This window comes from Dyadobacter sp. CY351, from assembly GCF_021502625.1.
Classification (GTDB): Bacteria; Bacteroidota; Bacteroidia; order Cytophagales; family Spirosomataceae; genus Dyadobacter; species Dyadobacter chenhuakuii.
The window spans coordinates 1-18,744 of sequence record NZ_JAKFFU010000015.1; the positions used below are offsets into that span (position 1 = coordinate 1).

The following is an 18,744-nucleotide window of genomic DNA, read 5'->3' on the forward strand; positions in this document are numbered from 1 at the left end:
AGTGCGCAACTGCTAGCAGTAACGCACTTCGGCCGCCCGGCGGCCCGGTCCGCTCAGTGTGACAGGGGTTGTGCTCAATGTGACAGGGCTTAATACTCAGCGTGACAGGGGTTGTAATTGTGACAGCCCGCCGACTACTTCTTCATCTGGGCCTCGACAACCGCTATTGCAACCATATTAACAATCTCCCTAACGGAACTTCCTAATTGCAAGACGTGGACCGGCTTTTTCATTCCGAGCAAGATTGGCCCGATGGTTTCGAGTTCGGCAGCTTCTTTCAGCAAGTTGTAAGCAATGTTACTTGCAGACAGGTTCGGGAAGATCAGCGTGTTGGCGCCGCCATCGACGAGGTCGCTGAATGGGTGATTTTCCTTCAATAATGCTGTATTGAATGCGAGGTGGGCCTGCATTTCGCCTTCTACGATCATCGTTGGATTTCTCTTTTTGAGGATCGCGGTGGCTTCGCGCATTTTCACAGCATCAGTTCCGTCGGCGCTTCCGTAGTTGGCATAGGTTACCAATGCAATGCGGGGCTGAATGTTGAACCGCTCGACCGCTTTTGCCGTCAGTTCGGTGATTTCCACGATTTCATCAACCGTTGGATCCAGGTTAACGGTTGTATCCGAGAAGAATAATGGTCCTTTTGGGGTTAGCAAGATGTACATACCCGCCACTTTATTTACACCAGGATCTTTTCCAATGACATGCAATGCGGGACGGATCGTATCCGGATAAGTCCTTGTAAGACCGGAGATCAGCGCGTCGGCCTCTCCGTTTTCCACCATCATTGATCCGAAATAGCTTCTGAAATAAATGCTTCTGTGCGCTTCGATAGGCGTCAGGCCCTTTCTTTTACGTTTTTCAAAAAGCAGGTTGGCATATTTGTTAATGATGTCTTCATTCTCTTCTGCACGCGGATCCACAATCGCTACGTCACCCAGATCCAGCTTACTTTCTTTGATCAGGTTTGACACAATGTCTTTGCTGCCCAGTAAGATAGGAATCGCAATGCCTTCATCGCGAACCTGTTGTGCGGCACGAAGCACCTGAATGTTCTCTGCATCAGCAAAAACAACTCTTTTTGGAGCCAGTTTCGCTTTGTTCAGGATTACGCGGGAAATCTGTTCGTTACGACCAAGGCGGCTGGAAAGTTCCTGCTCGTAAGCGTCCCAATCCGTAATGACTTTGCGGGCAACGCCTGTTTCAATTGCAGCTTTCGCAACAGCAGGTGCAACCGTGGTTAACAATCGCGGATCAACAGGTTTTGGAATGATATAATTTTTACCAAAAACAATGTTCGTTTCATTGTAGGCAAGGTTTACAATGTCAGGAACCGACTTCTTGGCAAGATCGGCAAGCGCGTGAACGGCCGCCAGTTTCATTGCTTCATTGATCTCCGTCGCACGCACGTCGAGCGCGCCGCGGAAAATATAGGGAAAGCCAAGGACATTGTTCACCTGGTTCGGATAATCCGAGCGGCCTGTTGCCATGATCACGTCTTCACGCGCTTCAACGGCATCAGGATAGGGGATTTCGGGATTGGGATTAGCCATAGCGAGCACGATAGGGTCTTTCGCCATTGATTTTACCATATCCTTTGAGACAATGTCCGCCGTGGAAAGTCCGAGGAACAAATCGGCGCCGACCATTGCTTCTTCCAGCGACTCGTAAGCCACATCCGTTGCAAACTGCCGCTTCATTTCCGAAAGGTCCGTCCGGCCATTGTGAATGTGGCCTTTGGTATCGAACATGGCAATGTTCTTCGGATTGGCACCCAATGCCAGGTAAAGTTTAGTACAGGAAACGGCCGAAGCGCCTGCGCCGGAAACGACTACCCGAATATCATTAATGTCTTTTTTAACCAATTCAAGGGCATTTAACATGGCTGCGGCGCTGATGATGGCCGTTCCGTGCTGGTCGTCGTGCATGACGGGAATGTTCAGCTCTTGTTTGAGGCGGGCCTCAATTTCAAAACATTCCGGTGCCTTGATATCTTCCAGGTTGACGCCCCCGAACGTAGGTTCCAGGATCTTAACGGTCCTTACGAATTCGTCGACGTCTTTTGTGTTCAGTTCAATGTCAAATACATCAATGTCTGCATATATCTTGAAGAGAAGGCCCTTTCCTTCCATAACCGGCTTGGAGGCTTCAGGACCAATGTCTCCGAGTCCGAGCACGGCGGTTCCGTTGCTGATTACAGCTACAAGGTTGCCTTTTGCTGTATACAAATAGGCATCTTCAACATTAGCAGCGATTTCGAGACATGGCTCTGCAACACCGGGAGAATACGCGAGTGAAAGGTCGCGCTGGGTGCTGGTTTCTTTGGTCGGGATTACCTGGATCTTGCCAGGACGGCCTTTTGAGTGGTAGTATAGGGCGTCTTCTTTTCTGATCTTTTTATTCATACCTGTTGACGATTATTTCGTGCTAAGGTACAAACATTAGGTGCAACGCAATGAATTTGCAGCGGTATTAACAGCGGTTTTTGAAGCCGGATTTTTACAAATCCCTCAGAATGTTGTTCGAAGAACTCAGATCGTCACCATTAAAAGAATGACTATTCGCCAGGTTCTTTCTTTTTTTTACAGACACGACACGCCTTTTAAGGAAGTAGGCAAATATCATATACACGCCAAACATACCTATATAAATGTACAATGAAGCAGTGTTTGTAATGTCGCCGTGAAATGCAAAAAACAGCGTAGTATTCATGATCGTTACCATCCAAAGTGTGCAGGATGCCCAGAAATGGTTCAGGCCATTGTCGATCAGGATGTGGTGCATGTGGTTACGGTCCGCAATAAATGGCGAGCCTCCTTTAAAAATCCGGACGATAAATACGCGTAATGTATCAAAAATCGGGACGATGAGCAGGACCATAACGATGATAGGCGCATTGAAATAGGCATTCGGATCGTGCAGGTAACCTACATTTAAAGACAGGAATTCAACTGAGAAGATGGAAAGGAGGTAACCCACTATCAGCGAACCGGTGTCGCCCATGAAGATTTTGCTTGTTTTGGAAAAATTAAAACGCAAAAATCCTAGCAGCGAACCCGACATGGCGAAAGCCAGGCAACCAAACGAGAAATGGTCGTTAGCAATGAACCAGATGCCGAACCCCAGGCCCGCAATAAGGCTGATGCCACCTGCCAGTCCGTCGATTCCGTCGATCAGGTTTATCGCATTAATGATCGCGATAAAAATGAAGACGGTAAGCGGGATGCTGATAAAGTCTGAAACACCATGAATGCCGAATATTCCGTAAAAATTATCGACCTTGAAATTGCCCATTGCTACAAGTATCAGCGAGGCAAATATCTGTACAATCAGCTTTTTTGTAGGGTCAACAGCAAGGATATCATCTTTAATCCCAAGAAAAAACAAGATAATTACGCCCGTCATAGCGAGGCTGATCAGGTTGGAATCCAGGATGTTTTCGGAATGCGGCCATAAAAAATAAGCGATCAGCGTTGCCGCAAATATCGCTATGCCTCCCAAAGTAGGGGTTTCCGTTTCATGTGAGCTCCTGAAACCAGGTTTCGCTGTCAAATGCAACAAATTCGATAAGTTGATAATAATCGGAATGCTGATAATGGACAGGAAACAGGCGATCAGAAAGGAAAGGAGGCATTGGTAAACATCATGATGAATAATGTTACTGAAGTTTCCTTCACTCAGTATCTGTAGGGGTAACTTTAATTCCATAGTGCCTGCCAATGTAATAGCCTAGTAACGTTGTAGTAATTTTGTAACCTTTAAATCAAAAGTCGCAATTTTAATTTATATTATAAAAGCTAAACCGCTGTATATCAAAATAATTATTGTGCGGTTTTGATGCTGCTTTTGGTTTTCTATTTTATCGAAACTGTAAGATTTTCCTTAACGGCTTCAACCACAATGTATAAAAATGTGGTTTCAAATCATTTTCCTTCCAGGCCCTCAAATCGTTCCGGTTGGCTGCAATCCTGTTTTTGAGATTGCTGTTGCTAACACCTCCGGTCCGCATTTTCACCAGGACTTTCGGCACGTATGCAATTTTCACTTTGGCTTTATGAATGAAGCGAAGCATCAGTTCGTAATCTGCCGCGCTGCCCAGGTCTAGCCGAAACAAACCGAACCTTTCATAAAGTTCTTTTTTTACAAAAAATGCGGGGTGGGGAGGCATCCAGCCATTGAGAAAAGCACCTTCCTTGTAGTTTCCGGAAATCCATTTTCTCTTGATCACCACCTCGTTCGCTGCATCAACATATACAAGATCGCCATAACAACCCTCAATATCAGGCGATTTCATTTTGCTTACCACGTCGCTGATCGCCGCATTATATGCATAAAAATCGTCTGCGTTTAGTATGCCTATGATATCACCTGTTGCTAATTTTATGCCTTTGTTCATCGCATCGTAAATTCCGCCGTCGGGTTCACTTACAAATGCGGCAATCCTGCTTCCGTATTCGCCTATAATTTCCTGCGTTCCATCCTTGGAATTTCCATCAATGACAATGTACTCGATGTTGGAAAAATCCTGAGCAAGAACAGATTCGATGCACTGCCGGATGGTTTTCGCACCATTATAAACTACGGTTATGATACTTACTTTCAACTGGACAAGTTTCTTGTTTTGACAAATTTAGCCGGATTTCCCTGATAAATCCCATAGGCCTCCAAATCGGAAGTGGCGACGGAATCCACCGTAAGCACTGCATGAGAATAGACACGCACGCCTGGGCAAACCGTTGCCTTAGCGCCAATCCAGGCACCGCTTTCAATCGTTATCGGTTTGACGATCAGGTCGAATGTGCTCTTCGTAAAGTTGTGATTTCCAGTTAGCAGCAGGCAACCTTGCGATAAACAGACATTTGACTCTATTGTCACCATAGTGAGGTTGTCGATCCACACATTTTCACCAATCCAGACGTTTTCTCCGATCACCAGAAACCAGGGATATTTGACATTCACTTTTGGCTTAATCACAACACCTTTGGCCAGCCTGGCACCGAACATTTCCAGCACAAACCGCTTGATCGCCATCGGATAGGGCAAGTAAGTGTTGATAAAAAGCCGGTTGGCAAAGTACCAGAGCAGCTGTTTTAAAAAACCGCCTGGCTTATACCAGCTGTTATCATACTTTGACAGATCGGTTCGGGCTTTTAAGGTCTTTTCCATATTCTGTCTTAAAATGTGTTATGATATCCTGCTTGTCTTTTCCAGCCCGGTAGTACACTTCATAAATTTTGGCATCCACCAGAAAGCGATACCAGAACCCTTGAAGAAAGTGCCAGATCAATCCTTTCATACCATCCAGAAAACCAAGTTTAAAAATATACCGGTAAACGAAATAGATAAAGGGCCGCGTAAACAAAGGCAGGCCCGCATATTTGATTTTTAAAAACCTTGTACGCTGTTCCTGACTTCCCCAGAAGCTTGGGGTTACCGTTTCTTTACTATCAAAATTATATTTAATGTTCAATAGATCAATGACTTCCCTTATTGCATAATTGTTATGCTTTTGGGTCCACCAGGTCAGGTTGTTGAGGTTATGGTCCACAATATCGTGCTGTAACTGGGCGGTGGTGCCGCTGCTGAGCTTGATATGCTCATCCATCCACAACTCTTCACAATGACCAATGCCACTGCGCCAGACCCTGAGCAGCCATATGGGATAGTAACCACCGCGGCGGATCCATTTATCCATGAAAAACACGCGGCGTTTCACGTATAACCCCGACACTCCGGCAGGCGTAAGATGTAATGTGTTTTTCAGCTCATTCGCCAGTTCGGGCGTAATGTATTCGTCGGCGTCCATGCGCATAAGCCACTTGGTGCCGAACGGAATATGCTGAATCCCGAAATTGAATTGAAAAGAGTAGGAAACCCAGGGGTTCTGAACGACCGTGGCGCCGAGGCTTTCGGCAATAGCAACCGTGTCGTCGGTAGAAAATGAATCAACGATGAAAATCTTATCAGTCACCAGAAGCAAGCTTTCTATGCAACGTGCAATGTGCTTTGATTCATTGTGTGTTAAAATGATGACGGACAAATCAATCATACCCGGGAGCAACAGTCAAAAATTACGAATTTGCGGTTATTGCAAACGGCCAAAGATACTTACTTTTTCTTAACATTCTTGTATTCTTCCAATAACTGATTAGCCACCTTCCGGATGTCAAAATTTTCCGTTACCATCTTGTAAGCCCGATTTGCGAGATCCTGCGCATAGGTTTTATCTTGTAATATTTTAAGAAGTCCCTTGGCAACTCCATCGCTCGTGAGCGGCGTCAGAAAGGCTGCGTCATAGCGTTTGATATAATCCCCGAACCCAACGCGATCGGATACAATGGTGGGCACTTTGGAAGTCATTGCTTCCAGGACCGCAATAGAAAATCCTTCCGAATAGGAGGGCAGGACAAAGACATCGGCGTCGGCAAGTGCTTCTTTTTTAGCCGTATCGGTCAGTAATCCGACGAGTTTGATCCGGTTTTGCAGATTGTTTTTTCTGATAAAATCTTCCGTCTCCTGCTGGTAACCATCATCGCCGCCGGCGAGGAAAAGAGTAGCATTAGGAAGCTGTTTTTCAATTTTTTTGAATGCAGGAAGCAGGAGGTCAAGCCCCTTCTTAATGTTGAGCCGGCCCATAAAAAGCACGACCTGCTCATTCTCTCGAACCTGGTGTTTGGCACGGAAGCTCCCTTTGGCAGGCAAGTTGGAATATTCCGACAGCTTCATCCCATTCGGAACAATTACCATGTTTTTGGGACGGTAACCCAGGTAACGGACCACGTCACCTTCTTCGTCGGTGTTGTTGATCTGGATCAGGTCCGCTTTTCCTAGTATTCTCTTCTGATAAAGCAGCGTTACAATGTCTTTTTTCCATTTGTGATGCGCAACAGCCCATTTGTCGAGCAGTCCGTGTATGGTAATCACCTTAACAGCATTGTTTGGGATCAAAAATGGCACCAGACTCCCAAAATGCCATATACCATGCATGTGTATCACATCATACTCGTGAATGTGGTGCCTCAGGAAGCGATACATTTCAAGCGAAAATTCCCTGTAAACATTGCTGACCGGCGTCGTGCGCGCTACGGGAAACAGCCTGGCACCCTCGGGAGCCGGATACATTTCATCGCCCGGCGTCATGGGACTCAGAATGTCCACCTGGTGGCCTTGGCGCAAAACCTCCGTGGTATGGTCGTATATAATCCGGGCCGGGCCGCCAATTTCCCAGGTGTAAGCGCAAATATTTAAAATCCGCATGCGTGCATTTTGTGTAAAAATCTAAACATTAAGCTGTTATGCCAATTTGTGGTAACAGTCTGCCATTTGTCGTGAAACCTGCCGGGAGGAAAAAGGCGCAATCAGGCGCCGCGATTCCTGGCCCATAGCGGCCATTTTTTCCGGATTCTGGATGAAAAAGGCCAGCGCAGTTTCCAATTCCTGCTGGTTATCCGGGTCAAAAGTAAAACCATTCACGCCGTTTTTTACCAAATCTGCCACACAACCGCAATTCTTTGACACAATCACCGGCAATCCGCAAACCATGGCTTCATTCACAACCAAACCCCAGGGCTCTGATTTACTGGGCAAAACCAGTACATCACAATGCACAAGCAGGTCCGGGACTTTATACCAGGAAAGTCCGCCTGCAAATGATATTTTATTTTGCAAACCAAGTTCTGCCGTCAGCTTTTCGAGTGTTGCCCGCTCGGGGCCGTCGCCGATGAGCATCATTTCCCACGGTAAGGTTTCCGAATCGAGCGGACGAACCTGTGCGAATGCACGCAGCAAGGTTCCCAGGTTTTTCTCAGGCGCAAGCCGGCCTACGAACACAAATCTGTAAGCCCGAGCCACGTTCACATGAGCCTTTTTTCCAGCATTGTATCTCGCGCTGATGACTTCCTCATCGATTACCGCCGCATTCCGTACCGGGATTTGCGAAGGTTTTACACCCAGGCTTTCCAGATAGTCTGCGGACGTTTTGCCGAAACAAAAAAATGCCTGGGCACGGTTCACAATGAATCTTTTGAGCGATTCCTTGATAAATGACCGGCTGTTGTCCGCAGCAGATGACTCAGAAGAAAGCACCACTTTCACGCCTTTCAACCTGGCATAAAACATGAGAAGGACCTGCGCAGGATCAAAGTAACCCGTAATGTTGAGGACAGTTGGTTGGTAAGCATCGAAAGCAGCAAACAATGCTGCACGTCTTTCTTTAAAACCCACTTCATCCAGGCTGCGCTGAAACAGCACTTTATAAGGATAATCGTAAGTAATGGCGTCATCGCTTTGCATCACACTGCGACTGGCTTCATAAAGCGCGATCTGGACAACAAGGAAATCACTTTCAGGATATTTTTCCTTGAATGCGCGATGGATTTCGCTGAAAAGCCGCGACTTATAATGCGCCCATAACTGGTTGTGTACAACAAGGACGCGCATTATTTTTTAAGATTTAAATATTCCTGGAACAAAGGATAAAGATTGTTTGCCAAAAAAAGCTGTCCCTGGCTGTTATAATGTACAACATCCAGCTTCCGGTAATATTTGGGATCAATTCCCAGGCTGAATTCGTTCACAAGCCGGATATTGTGCTGAATGGCGAAAGCTATAATCTGGTCGCCCTGATCATTGAAATGTCCCAGCTCTATTTCCGAAGTTTCGGGGTGGAGATAAATGAAGAGCGGGATAGAATCTTTTTTAGCGATTTCGTAAATCTGCTCATACCCGGGGTTGAAAGTCAATCCTGGCTTCCTGATTCCGGCATCATTCAGCTCTTCTTTTTTCAGCGAATCCTTTTTCATAGAATCCAGAAGGGCTCGCTCAGGATTTTTTTCAATGGTTGGGGCGAAAAACCAGGTGTTGAAATAGTAAAAGAAAATCCAACGGTAACGATCCCAAAGTTCGTAGAGCGCCACTTTATATTGCTTGTCGGGCCAGCCGGGATCGATGCCCACAGGACTTTGGTGCGACATGATGTCGTACGCATCGTGGCTGCTGGTAACCAGGCACATCAGCCTGGCTTTGAATGTTCCGTATTTTTTAAGATAAGCGGCAATGTTATCAGGGCCCCACGAGCCGGCGGAAATGTTGAGGACGCGGACGCGCGTACCGAAGTCTTTCAGAAAACGCTTTTCAAGTAAAGTAGAAGCAATGCTGTCCTGGTCGGTAAGGCTTCCGCCGTTCACAACCGAGTCGCCGATGAGCAGGATCACAATGCTGTCTGACGGCAGGACCTCTTCATTGCGCATGGAAAAGCTGTTGGTCTGCACGCGGTAGCCAAATCTTTTCACATCCTGGTCGGGAGCATATATGTATTCAAAATCCGAATCCGAAATATAGAGCGGAGAATTACAGAAGCCATATTTATATCTCAATACAACTTCCGTGGTAACTGCCAGGATCACGACGAAGATTAAGAATCTATAAAAATATTTTAACATCAAGGAAAACGCTGTGTCCGCTGCAAATGCGCTTGCAAATTTAGAATTACTTTTCCCATTTACGACTTTTTAACACCGCACAGGAATAATTTAACAGAATTGCAGCGACCTGGAATGGTTCTTTCAAATTACGAGGAAAGGTTTAGCAGCCGCTAAATCATGCATCAAAACAGATTATTTTCCTTTAAACACATTATTATGAAGTGGATCGAATCACAAGCGGGAACCAATGGTGAGCCTGTCAAACTGTTTGTTCAGGATATTGGACAAGGCAAGCCTGTTGTATTTATATCGGGATGGCCCCTTAGCAATGACATGTGGGAATATCAATATAACGAGCTTCCCAAGCACGGCATCCGCTGCATCGGATATGACCGCCGTGGCTTCGGTAAGTCGGATAAGCCTTGGGATAGTTATGATTACAACACGTTAGCAGGCGACTTGAAAGCAGTGCTGGATAATCTTGATCTTCGCGATGTAACGCTTGTCGGGTTTTCCATGGGCGGTGGCGAGGTGGTTCGTTACCTGAGCAAATATGGAAGCGAACGCGTGTCCAAAGCAGTTTTGATCAGTTCCGTTGTTCCTTATATGTTGCAGACAGATGATAATCCGGACGGTCTGCCCAAGGAAGTTTTTGATGGTTTTGTAGAGAATGTTGAAGCCGACAGGCCTAAATTCCTGGCTGGTTTTGCCAAAGATTTTTACGGCAATTCTTTGCTGAACAATGCCGTAAGCGACGAAATCCTAACCTGGCACAGCATTCTGGCATTACAGGCTTCGGGCCGGGCAACCACGCAGTGCATCAGAAGTTTCAGCTCAACCGACTTCCGGAACGAGCTTTCCACGATCGATGTCCCTGTGCTGATCATTCATGGCGATTCTGACAAAATCGTTCCCATCAAAATCAGCAGCGACATTACTTCGGATCAGCTTCCGGGAGCAGAATACATTGTGTATGAAGGCGCGCCGCATGGGCTTTTTGTTACGCAAAAGGAAAGGCTGAACGAGAACCTGATCCAGTTCATCAATCAGGAAACCGTGACAATTTCTAATCCTTACGCGGATATTACGACATAAAATATAGGAAGTTAGCCTGGAACCGGGATGCGGTTTCAGGCTAACATTTCTATCAGTTCAATGCGGTTACCAAACGGATCACGGAAGGAAAATCGCTTCCGGTCGGGTATGGGGCTGTCTTGCCGGATTGCAATTCCATTCTTCTCCAAAATTTCCCACGCCGCATCCAGGTTCTTCACTTCAAATGCAGGATGCCGCTGCGACTGCTCCGAAGGCTCCTCCGCCCGGATATGCAGCTCAATGTCGCCCATAGCAAACCAGATAGCGCCATTCGGAAGCGGATAGCCCGTTTCTCTCAACTCTTTCAAACCTAATACACCGCCGTAAAAGGCCCTGGCCGCTTCTTCTGCACCAGGAGGAATGCACAGCATAATGTGATTCAGTCTTTCAAATTCAATTTTCATATTCAGGAGTGTTTCATTTTAATCGCATCACAAAGGACCTTTACTAGCTTCCCGGCCGTCTTTCCAAACCGCTTCAATTTTGCGCGTATTCTTGATATCATTAGCCGGATTAGCGCTCAGAATGATCAGATCGGCTTTTTTGCCACGTGTCAGTGTGCCAAACTCATTGTCAATTTTCAACGCCTTTGCAGCATTTTGAGTTGCAAGCATAATGGACTGAACCGGCGTAAGGCCCGCCTGGACCATCAATTCAAGTTCCAGATGTTCTGTGAAACCCTGCGTCCTGATCGGAAATGCGCCGGAATCGGTGCCGAGCGCGACGGTAATGCCCGCATCCACGATTTTTTTCAGGTTAATTGATGCTGTTTTGAATGCAGCAGCATTTCGTTCATAGTCAGCGGATGCCCGGACTTTTTCTGCGTAAGCCGGATCGGTAACCATTTCAAGCACACCCGGTTCCAGTGATTTTATAAAAAATTCATCATTGATCCAGTCCGGTTGACTAGCATATGCAAACTGATATTCATCCAGTGCAAGTGTGGGGATGTATATGACATTCTTTTCCTTCATTTTATTCAAAAGCTCCGCATCCACCGTCCTGTCGCGAATGCTGTGGGCGATGATATCAATGCCGGCCTCGGTCAGGAGCCGTGCGTCTTCTGCATAAAACAAATGTGCTGCCACGCGGATATTGCGTTTATGCGCTTCGGTGATAATAGCCTGGTATATTTCGGGCTTCATTTTCTGAGCATTGCCGCCATGATCGTCCACCCATATCTTCACAACCGTAGGTTTAAGCGGAACCAGCTTATCCAGCATGGCGGGCACTTCCTCAGGATTTTCGGGGCGGAAAAGCAAGTTCATCCAGGAACCGGGATTGGGATCGGGCGTATTGAAGCCGTACCCTGCCGAAAAGAGGCGAGCGCCCGGAAGCAAACCTGCTACCGTCGAATCCCGCATGCCGTCGAAGATCAGCGGCCTGTCGGTTCCCATAGCAAGCACAGCATTAACTCCATAATCCTGATATTTTTTGAGCTGGCGCAGGACGTTTTCTCTCGTGTAGTTTTCTGCCGCAGAAGTTGTCCCCAGCAATGTGCCGACATGCGCATGCGCACATATCAGCGACGGGATTACCGTTTTCCCTGTCAGATTAATCTCCTTCGCACCTTTCAGTTTAATATTGGATTCTACCGCGACAACCCGGCCATCCATGATCAGAATGTCCGTATCCTCGCGCGGCTCCTCGCCGGTGCCATCGATCACCGTGGCGTTTTTTAATATAATGGCCTGCGGCTGGCTGATGGCAGAAAATCCGGTTAACAGCAGCAGCAGAAGTAAGAAAAAGTGATTGACCTGATTTTTCATAAAGACGCGTTTTTGAAATCTTGCACTATAACTGTACCGACCCTTATAATAACTTTCAACTGGTATAGCTTTTGTATAAAACGGAGAATCATTTTTGAACGTCAAAGTAAATTATTTCAACCAAAATTCTTGTAATCATGGCAAAGTATTCAAAAAAGGCCGGAGAAAAAGTAGAGGAAGCGATGCACGAGCAAAAAGAAGGAAAACTGAAAACAGGCTCGGGTAAGAAGGTGACATCCAAGAAACAAACCGTCGCCATCGGTTTATCCGAGGCACGAAAAGAAGGCGCAAAGGTGCCGAAAAAGAAAGATTAATTTCTTGTTCCGATTCCTATACGATCTTATCTGATCTTGCTGAAAATGTGACATTTTGCGTCCTAAATGCGCATTCTACATTAAGATGTCGAAGTAGCTCGGTTCTGTGACGAAAAGTATTACAAACTATCCTGTTGTAACCGTTAAAGTAATTAAATAAACGCTATATTGTACGCATATATGTATTTGTGACACTGACGCTTAATTGTAAGGAATTTTGATTAATGAATACATCAGGTAACGCAATGTCCGAGGAACATGGCGGACCTAATAATGCAAGCGACTTTCAGCTCTTTCAGACTTTCATGGGTAGTCATTCCATGTATGTAGTCCGTACAGATATTGAAGGAAACTATATTTTCCTTAATGATTATTTCTGCAATTTCTACGGCGTGCAGCGTGAGGAGCTTATTGGGCACTCATCTCTGATGGGCGTGGTCAATGAAGATATAGAAAAATGCCTCAAAGTGGCTGAACTATGTCTGCTAAATCCGGGCAAGCCACATTCGGTAATTCTCAGAAAACGTTCCAAACACAACACAATCGCCACAACCCAGTGGGAATTTACTGCCCTGAAAGACGAATCAGGCACGGTAAAGGAGATCTTTTGCCTGGGTTATGACATTACGCAAAAGATTAAAACAGAACAGGACCTTTCCGTGTTGGTGTCCAATGTCCAGGACGTTCTTTTTACATTATCGCCAACACTGACATTCACTTACGTTTCGCCGAGCTGGACAAGAGTATATGGCTATCAGATCAAAGAAACCCTGGGCCAATCCTTTACAGACTATATACATCCCGATGACCTGCATTTGTGTACAGCTTCTCTTTTAAAGGTTGTTGAAACCAACACGTCCATCCGGGGCGGGATAGAGCACCGCATCCTGCACAAGAACGGAACGTGGTCCTGGAGTAATACCAATGCCAGCATCGATACCCGGGGCAACGAAATTATCCTGACCAGCCACAACATCACCGAGCTTCGCCGATCCCGTGAAAGGTTGAAAGAACTGGCTATCGTTGCTTCTAACACAACGGATTATATAGTCATAACCGATAACAGGGGATTAATCACATGGGTAAACAGGGCATATGAGAACCAAACCGGCTATACCCGGCGCGAAGTGAAAGGCCGCCGACCGGTTGATCTTCTGTGCGGCCCTAAAACGGATATGGCCACGATCGAGACAATCAATAAGGCCAGCATAGAAAAGAAGGTCATTCAGGTTGAGATCTTGTGTTATAAAAAGAATGGGGAATGCTACTGGGTTGACTTGAAGATTACTCCCGTTTTTGACGATGAAGGAAATTGTACGAATTACATTGCAATAGAGAGGGACATTACTGAGCGCAAGAAGTCGGACGACGAAATGCGGCGGATGAAAGATCTGCTGGAACAAACAAACAGCGTTGCCCGGATCGGAGGATGGGAATTGCATGCCAAAACGGGTGAATTATATTGGTCTTCCATCACAAGGCAGATACACGAAGTAGACGAAGATTTTTTACCGGATGCTAACACGGCAATCGCATTTTATAAAGAAGGCACGAGCCGCGATGCCATCAACAGGGTGGTGCTGGACGGGATTACCCACGGAACGCCCTGGGACATTGAGTTGCAGCTCAATACCGCAAAAGGAAATGAGATCTGGGTCAGGACGATAGGCAAGTCCGAAATGGTGGATGGCGCCTGTGTGAGACTTTATGGTGCATTTCAGGATATAACCAGCCGCAAACGCTCAGACGAGGCGATCCTGGATTCAGAAGCTAAATTTCGCAGTCTGTACGACTCCACAAGCGACGCAGTAGTGCTGCTCGATAGAAAGGGATACCTGGATTGCAACCAGGCCGCATTGAGAATGTTCAATCTGGATTCGATTGACAGTCTGATCGGTAAAACGCATGAAGAGCTCGCCGCTGCAACCTACACAACTTACGACCAGCTGGCCGGCATTGCCAAAGAGAATCTTGAAATGGCTTACGAGATCGGGAGCCATAGTTTTGAATGGGTGTTCAAGCGCTTCGGACCCGATACGGACAGTTTCGTTGCGGAAGTGCTTCTGAATCTGATCAATGTTAACGACTCCCAGATCATACAAGCCGTGATCAGGGACATTACGCAGCGAAAGCACGCAGAGCTGGAACTGCTGGAAGCACGCGAACAGGCTGAATCGGCGAGCAAGCTAAAATCGGAATTTCTGGCCAATATGAGCCATGAAATACGGACGCCGCTTAACGGCGTGGTTGGTTTCACCGACTTGCTGATGAAAACGTGCCTGGACGAAACGCAGCAGCAATACATGTCCATGGTTTTCCAATCTGCCAATTCGCTGCTGGAAATCATCAATGATATTCTCGACTTCTCGAAGATCGAGGCCGGAAAGCTGGATCTTCGCTATGAGAAAACAGATCTGCTGACAATCTGCGGACAAGTAGCGGATATGCTTACTTACCAGGCGCAGCAGAAGCATCTGGAAATGCTTTTAAACATCCCGGCAGACATTCCGCATTATGTGCTGGCAGATCCGTTGCGTCTGAAACAGGTTTTGGCAAACCTGCTTAGCAATGCAGTGAAATTTACGATTGATGGGGAGGTAGAGCTGCAAATAGCATTGCTCGGCCGCAATGATGATGAAGTGGCCATCCGTTTCTTGGTGCGGGACACCGGGATCGGGATCGAGCCCGAAAACCAGCGTAAAATATTTGATGCTTTTTCGCAGGCGGATTCTTCCACGACAAAACGATTTGGCGGAACTGGTCTGGGGCTTACCATTTCAAACAGTCTGCTGGAATTAATGGACAGCCGATTGCAGCTCAGCAGCAAAGCCAATGAAGGCAGTATTTTCTTTTTTGATGTAACATTCAAAATCATCCCGGACGGGGACGAGTTCTTCTGGGACAATACGGACAACATCAGGCGTGTCCTTGTAGTGGACGACAATGTGCATAACGGAACTATCCTCACCGACGTCCTGATCAACAAAGACATTGATTCCGATTTCGTATCAAGCGGGCAGGAAGCATTAGAAAAATTATTCTCAAGCGTTAAATATGACGTAGTCCTGATGGATTGCCAGATGCCGGAAATGGACGGCATTGAAACGATCCGTAAAGTTCGAAACAGCAATGATGAGGATTTGAAAAATTTGCCTATTATCCTGCTCAATGATTCTTTTGAAGAGGAAACGCTTACGGCTGTAATGACCGAGCTCAATGTTCCGCGTTTTCTCGTAAAGCCTGTCAAGATCAAGCAGTTGTTCTCGATGTTGTCGCGGATACATACCAAAAATCAGCCCACCCGGCAACTAACTGTCGATACTGCAAGAAGCATTACTGCAGAAGCATTATCCGACGCCATTACAGTGCTGATTGCCGAAGATCACAAGATTAATATGTTGCTGGTGAAAACCATGTTAGGCAAGATTCTGTCCAATGTAACCATGATCGAAGCGGTGAACGGGAAGGAAGCCGTCAAACTGTATGCGGAAACAAATCCTGACATCATATTTATGGATATCCAGATGCCCGAAGTGAATGGTTATGAAGCCACGCAGGAGATACGCAGGATGGAATCGGGCAGGCGGATCCCGATTATTGCGCTTACCGCGGGAACAGTGGTGGGCGAGCGGGAGAAGTGCCTTAATGCGGGAATGGACGATTATCTTACCAAACCCGTCGTGAAAGATACATTGCAAGAAACCATTGTGAAGTGGCTCCTGCAACGTTCGGAAGTCGAGGTAAATTAAAAAATGGGCCGTATGGCCCATTTTTTAATTTACTATTATCCGTTAACAACCTGCCCACCGTTCGGGTGCAGCACCTGTCCGCTGATGTAAGAAGCATCCTCACATGCCAGGAAAACATACGACGGAGCAACCTCCGCAGGCTGGCCCGGACGCTCCATAGGCGTGTCTTTCCCAAATTTTTCAACTTTCTCAGCATCAAATGTGGCCGGGATAAGTGGCGTCCAGATGGGACCGGGCGCTACTGCATTCACCCTTATTTTTTTCTCTGCCAGCGCCAGTGCCAGCGATCTTGTATATGCTACAATGGCCCCTTTCGTAGAAGAGTAATCCAGCAATGCAGAACTTCCGTGATACGCGGTTACCGATGTTGTATTAATAATGTTGTCACCTTCTGCCAAATGCGGCAATGCAGCTTGTGTAAAGAAAAAGAATGAGAAGATGTTGGTAGCAAAGGTTACGTGGAGCTGCTCGGCAGTGATCTCCCTGATATCTTCCTTGGGATGCTGTTCAGCAGCATTATTTACCAGCACATTCAGCTTGCCAAACTCGCTTACCACCTGCGAAACAGCTTCTTTGCAAAATGACTCATCACGAATGTCACCCGGAATGAGCAGGCATCTTTTCCCTTCTGCTTCTACCAACGCCTTTGTTTCCTGCGCATCCTGGTCTTCTTCCAGGTAGACGATCGCTACATCCGCGCCTTCACGTGCAAAATGAACCGCAACCGATCTTCCTATGCCGCTGTCGCCACCGGTTATCAGTGCCGCTTTGCCTTCCAACTTGCCGCTTCCCCGGTAATTATCCCGGATAATGACCGGAGCCGGATCCATAATGTGTTCAATACCAGGCTGCGAACCTTGCGTTTGTCCTTTCGTATCTATGTTGTAATCCATGGTTTAGTAATGTTAATGTTTCTAATTATTGTGAATGCGGCCTATCCCTAAAACCATGTGCCAGTGAATCAAACGGCCGTGGATTTCGATGTTTTTTTCAAAAAATCATATTAAAAATCGGCATGAGCAATGTTTTGCACAGTGTTCGTGCGCGAAATATGCCCTTCATGCTCGCGCTCATGCATTCGGCACAATTATAATAGCTGATTTCACGCATTGAGGCATAAATAAAAGAATATGGATACGAAAAAAGTGGTGATCGTGGGCGGTGGTTTCGCAGGGATTAATCTTGCGCAAAAACTTTCCGGAGACAAGCGGTTTGATATCGTGCTTGTTGATAAAAACAACTACAACTTTTTCCCGCCTCTGCTCTATCAGGTTGCAACGGGTTTTCTGGAAGCCTCCAACATCAGTTATCCATTCAGGAAATTTTTTCAGGAAAAACCAAATCTGAGATTCAGTCTGGGCGCATTTCAGGAAGTTTTTCCGAATGAAAAGCGCATTTCCACCGACAGCGGGGATATTTACTACGATTACCTGGTCTTCGCCACCGGCACGGAAACCAATTATTTTGGGATGGAAAACGTGAAAAAGCATGCCGTTCCGATGAAAACGGTGCGGGACGCCCTCGCTTTGCGGAACCACATTCTTTTGAATAAGGAAAAAGCCGCGAAGATGCAGGATTCCAATGAACGCAAAAAACTCCTTTGCATAGTTGTCGCCGGCGCGGGTCCCACAGGGGTGGAAGTCTCAGGTATGCTGGCCGAAATGCATAAGAATATTTTTAAATGGGATTACCCCGAACTCGACAGGGAGGAAGTGCAGATTTACCTGGTGGACGCTTTGCCTGTGGTTCTCAACCCGATGTCCAAGAAATCACAAGAAGATACATTGGAAGAGTTGCGGAAATTGGGCATTAATGTGCTCCTGGACCATGCTGTAAAGGATTTTGAGAACGGTATCGTCACATTTGAAAATGGAAGAACCATTGAAACCGAAACATTAATATGGACTTCGGGCGTGACTGCCACTGCATTGCCCGGCATTCCGAAAGAAGCGCTGGGGAAAGGTAAACGTGTGCTTGTGGACGCGCATAACAAGGTGCTGGGTTTCAGCGATATTTTTGCATTAGGGGATATCTGCATGATGACTTCGGATGAGAAATTCCCCCAAGGCCATCCGCAGCTCGCGCAGGTGGCCATTCAGCAGGGCAAAAACCTGGCAGCGAATTTTTCTCGGGTGCTCGACGGTAAGCCGCTCCAGGATTTCCATTATGTAGACAAGGGCACCATGGCGATTATCGGCATTAACAAGGCCGTAGCCGACCTTCCCGGTTTGCATTTCAAAGGTTTTATAGCTTACTTTCTGTGGCTGGTCGTGCATTTGTTCTCTTTGATCCGCTATCGAAACCAGGTGAAAACTTTTTATAACTGGATGGTTGCGTTTTTTACCAGAGATCAGTCACTGCGCTTCATCATGGATGCAAAGCCCGACAAATAAAT

Annotated in this window: 15 protein-coding genes; 4 read left to right on the forward strand and 11 right to left on the reverse strand. The window is 46.6% G+C overall.

The window, feature by feature from the left end; translation table 11 throughout:
• Positions 1-134: 134 nt before the first annotated feature.
• The 8 genes from L0660_RS23780 to L0660_RS23815 all read right to left on the reverse strand — a co-directional run bounded on the left by L0660_RS23780 (position 135) and on the right by L0660_RS23815 (position 9,440).
• Entirely contained in the window at positions 135-2,405 is a 2,271-nt protein-coding gene (locus tag L0660_RS23780; protein WP_235161624.1) for an NADP-dependent malic enzyme, read from the reverse strand.
• Positions 2,406-2,499: 94 nt separating this feature from the next.
• Positions 2,500-3,708, reverse strand: coding sequence for an MraY family glycosyltransferase (locus tag L0660_RS23785; protein WP_235161626.1), 1,209 nt, complete (start codon positions 3,706-3,708; stop codon positions 2,500-2,502).
• A 151-nt stretch (positions 3,709-3,859) separates the two neighbouring features.
• Complete coding sequence (locus L0660_RS23790) at positions 3,860-4,603, reverse strand: glycosyltransferase family 2 protein (protein WP_235161628.1); 744 nt, start codon at positions 4,601-4,603, stop codon at positions 3,860-3,862.
• Positions 4,600-5,166, reverse strand: a complete 567-nt coding sequence (locus L0660_RS23795) for a WcaF family extracellular polysaccharide biosynthesis acetyltransferase (protein WP_235161643.1) — start codon at positions 5,164-5,166, stop codon at positions 4,600-4,602. The genes L0660_RS23790 and L0660_RS23795 overlap by 4 nt, the downstream gene beginning before the upstream one ends.
• Positions 5,123-6,049, reverse strand: a complete 927-nt coding sequence (locus L0660_RS23800; protein WP_235161649.1) for a glycosyltransferase family 2 protein — start codon at positions 6,047-6,049, stop codon at positions 5,123-5,125. Before L0660_RS23800 ends, L0660_RS23795 begins: the two co-directional genes overlap by 44 nt.
• Before the next feature lie 59 nt (positions 6,050-6,108).
• On the reverse strand, positions 6,109-7,257 hold the full coding sequence (locus L0660_RS23805) for a glycosyltransferase (RefSeq protein ID WP_235161651.1): 1,149 nt from the start codon (positions 7,255-7,257) through the stop codon (positions 6,109-6,111).
• A gap of 36 nt (positions 7,258-7,293) precedes the next feature.
• The gene (locus L0660_RS23810) at positions 7,294-8,439 is read right to left on the reverse strand and encodes a glycosyltransferase family 4 protein (RefSeq protein ID WP_235161653.1); all 1,146 of its coding nucleotides are present in this window, start codon (positions 8,437-8,439) and stop codon (positions 7,294-7,296) included.
• Entirely contained in the window at positions 8,439-9,440 is a 1,002-nt protein-coding gene (locus L0660_RS23815) for a hypothetical protein (protein ID WP_235161656.1), read from the reverse strand. Before L0660_RS23815 ends, L0660_RS23810 begins: the two co-directional genes overlap by 1 nt.
• Positions 9,441-9,638: 198 nt before the next feature.
• Here L0660_RS23815 and L0660_RS23820 point away from each other — a divergent pair, with 198 nt between their 5' ends.
• Positions 9,639-10,517: an alpha/beta fold hydrolase gene (locus tag L0660_RS23820; RefSeq protein WP_235161657.1), complete on the forward strand. Its 879-nt coding sequence runs from the start codon at positions 9,639-9,641 to the stop codon at positions 10,515-10,517.
• A gap of 35 nt (positions 10,518-10,552) precedes the next feature.
• On the opposite strand, the gene L0660_RS23825 is transcribed toward L0660_RS23820, so the two are convergent.
• Together L0660_RS23825 and L0660_RS23830 are read right to left on the reverse strand one after the other, a co-directional pair.
• A complete protein-coding gene (locus L0660_RS23825; protein ID WP_235161659.1) occupies positions 10,553-10,921 on the reverse strand; it encodes a VOC family protein in 369 nt (122 codons plus the stop codon).
• Positions 10,922-10,948: 27 nt separating this feature from the next.
• Positions 10,949-12,286 (reverse strand): amidohydrolase family protein, encoded by a 1,338-nt coding sequence (locus L0660_RS23830; protein ID WP_235161665.1) that lies wholly within the window; start codon positions 12,284-12,286, stop codon positions 10,949-10,951.
• Positions 12,287-12,423: 137 nt separating this feature from the next.
• Here L0660_RS23830 and L0660_RS23835 point away from each other — a divergent pair, with 137 nt between their 5' ends.
• Both L0660_RS23835 and L0660_RS23840 read left to right on the forward strand, forming a co-directional pair.
• Positions 12,424-12,600 carry a DUF6496 domain-containing protein gene (locus L0660_RS23835; RefSeq protein ID WP_235161666.1) on the forward strand — a complete coding sequence of 59 codons (177 nt, stop codon included), beginning with the start codon at positions 12,424-12,426 and terminating at the stop codon, positions 12,598-12,600.
• A gap of 245 nt (positions 12,601-12,845) precedes the next feature.
• Positions 12,846-16,349, forward strand: a complete 3,504-nt coding sequence (locus L0660_RS23840; protein ID WP_235161668.1) for a PAS domain-containing hybrid sensor histidine kinase/response regulator — start codon at positions 12,846-12,848, stop codon at positions 16,347-16,349.
• A gap of 35 nt (positions 16,350-16,384) precedes the next feature.
• Here the strand turns inward: L0660_RS23840 and L0660_RS23845 are convergent, their stop codons facing one another.
• Complete coding sequence (locus L0660_RS23845) at positions 16,385-17,242, reverse strand: SDR family oxidoreductase (protein ID WP_235161669.1); 858 nt, start codon at positions 17,240-17,242, stop codon at positions 16,385-16,387.
• Positions 17,243-17,479: 237 nt separating this feature from the next.
• Between L0660_RS23845 and L0660_RS23850 the strand changes: the two genes are divergently transcribed.
• Positions 17,480-18,742, forward strand: a complete 1,263-nt coding sequence (locus tag L0660_RS23850; protein WP_235161671.1) for an NAD(P)/FAD-dependent oxidoreductase — start codon at positions 17,480-17,482, stop codon at positions 18,740-18,742.
• The last annotated feature ends 2 nt before the right edge of the window (positions 18,743-18,744 follow it).

Bases quoted from the DNA above. Each gene is read 5' to 3' on its own strand.
- L0660_RS23815 (WP_235161656.1), bottom strand. From the start codon at position 9,440: ATGTTAAAATATTTTTATAGATTCTTAATCTTCGTCGTGATCCTGGCA.
- L0660_RS23825 (WP_235161659.1), bottom strand. From the start codon at position 10,921: ATGAAAATTGAATTTGAAAGACTGAATCACATTATGCTGTGCATTCCT.
- L0660_RS23845 (WP_235161669.1), bottom strand. From the start codon at position 17,242: ATGGATTACAACATAGATACGAAAGGACAAACGCAAGGTTCGCAGCCT.
- L0660_RS23820 (WP_235161657.1), top strand. From the start codon at position 9,639: ATGAAGTGGATCGAATCACAAGCGGGAACCAATGGTGAGCCTGTCAAA.
- L0660_RS23800 (WP_235161649.1), bottom strand. From the start codon at position 6,049: ATGATTGATTTGTCCGTCATCATTTTAACACACAATGAATCAAAGCAC.
- L0660_RS23780 (WP_235161624.1), bottom strand. From the start codon at position 2,405: ATGAATAAAAAGATCAGAAAAGAAGACGCCCTATACTACCACTCAAAA.
- L0660_RS23805 (WP_235161651.1), bottom strand. From the start codon at position 7,257: ATGCGGATTTTAAATATTTGCGCTTACACCTGGGAAATTGGCGGCCCG.
- L0660_RS23810 (WP_235161653.1), bottom strand. From the start codon at position 8,439: ATGCGCGTCCTTGTTGTACACAACCAGTTATGGGCGCATTATAAGTCG.
- L0660_RS23795 (WP_235161643.1), bottom strand. From the start codon at position 5,166: ATGGAAAAGACCTTAAAAGCCCGAACCGATCTGTCAAAGTATGATAAC.
- L0660_RS23785 (WP_235161626.1), bottom strand. From the start codon at position 3,708: ATGGAATTAAAGTTACCCCTACAGATACTGAGTGAAGGAAACTTCAGT.
- L0660_RS23830 (WP_235161665.1), bottom strand. From the start codon at position 12,286: ATGAAAAATCAGGTCAATCACTTTTTCTTACTTCTGCTGCTGCTGTTA.
- L0660_RS23840 (WP_235161668.1), top strand. From the start codon at position 12,846: ATGTCCGAGGAACATGGCGGACCTAATAATGCAAGCGACTTTCAGCTC.
- L0660_RS23850 (WP_235161671.1), top strand. From the start codon at position 17,480: ATGGATACGAAAAAAGTGGTGATCGTGGGCGGTGGTTTCGCAGGGATT.
- L0660_RS23835 (WP_235161666.1), top strand. From the start codon at position 12,424: ATGGCAAAGTATTCAAAAAAGGCCGGAGAAAAAGTAGAGGAAGCGATG.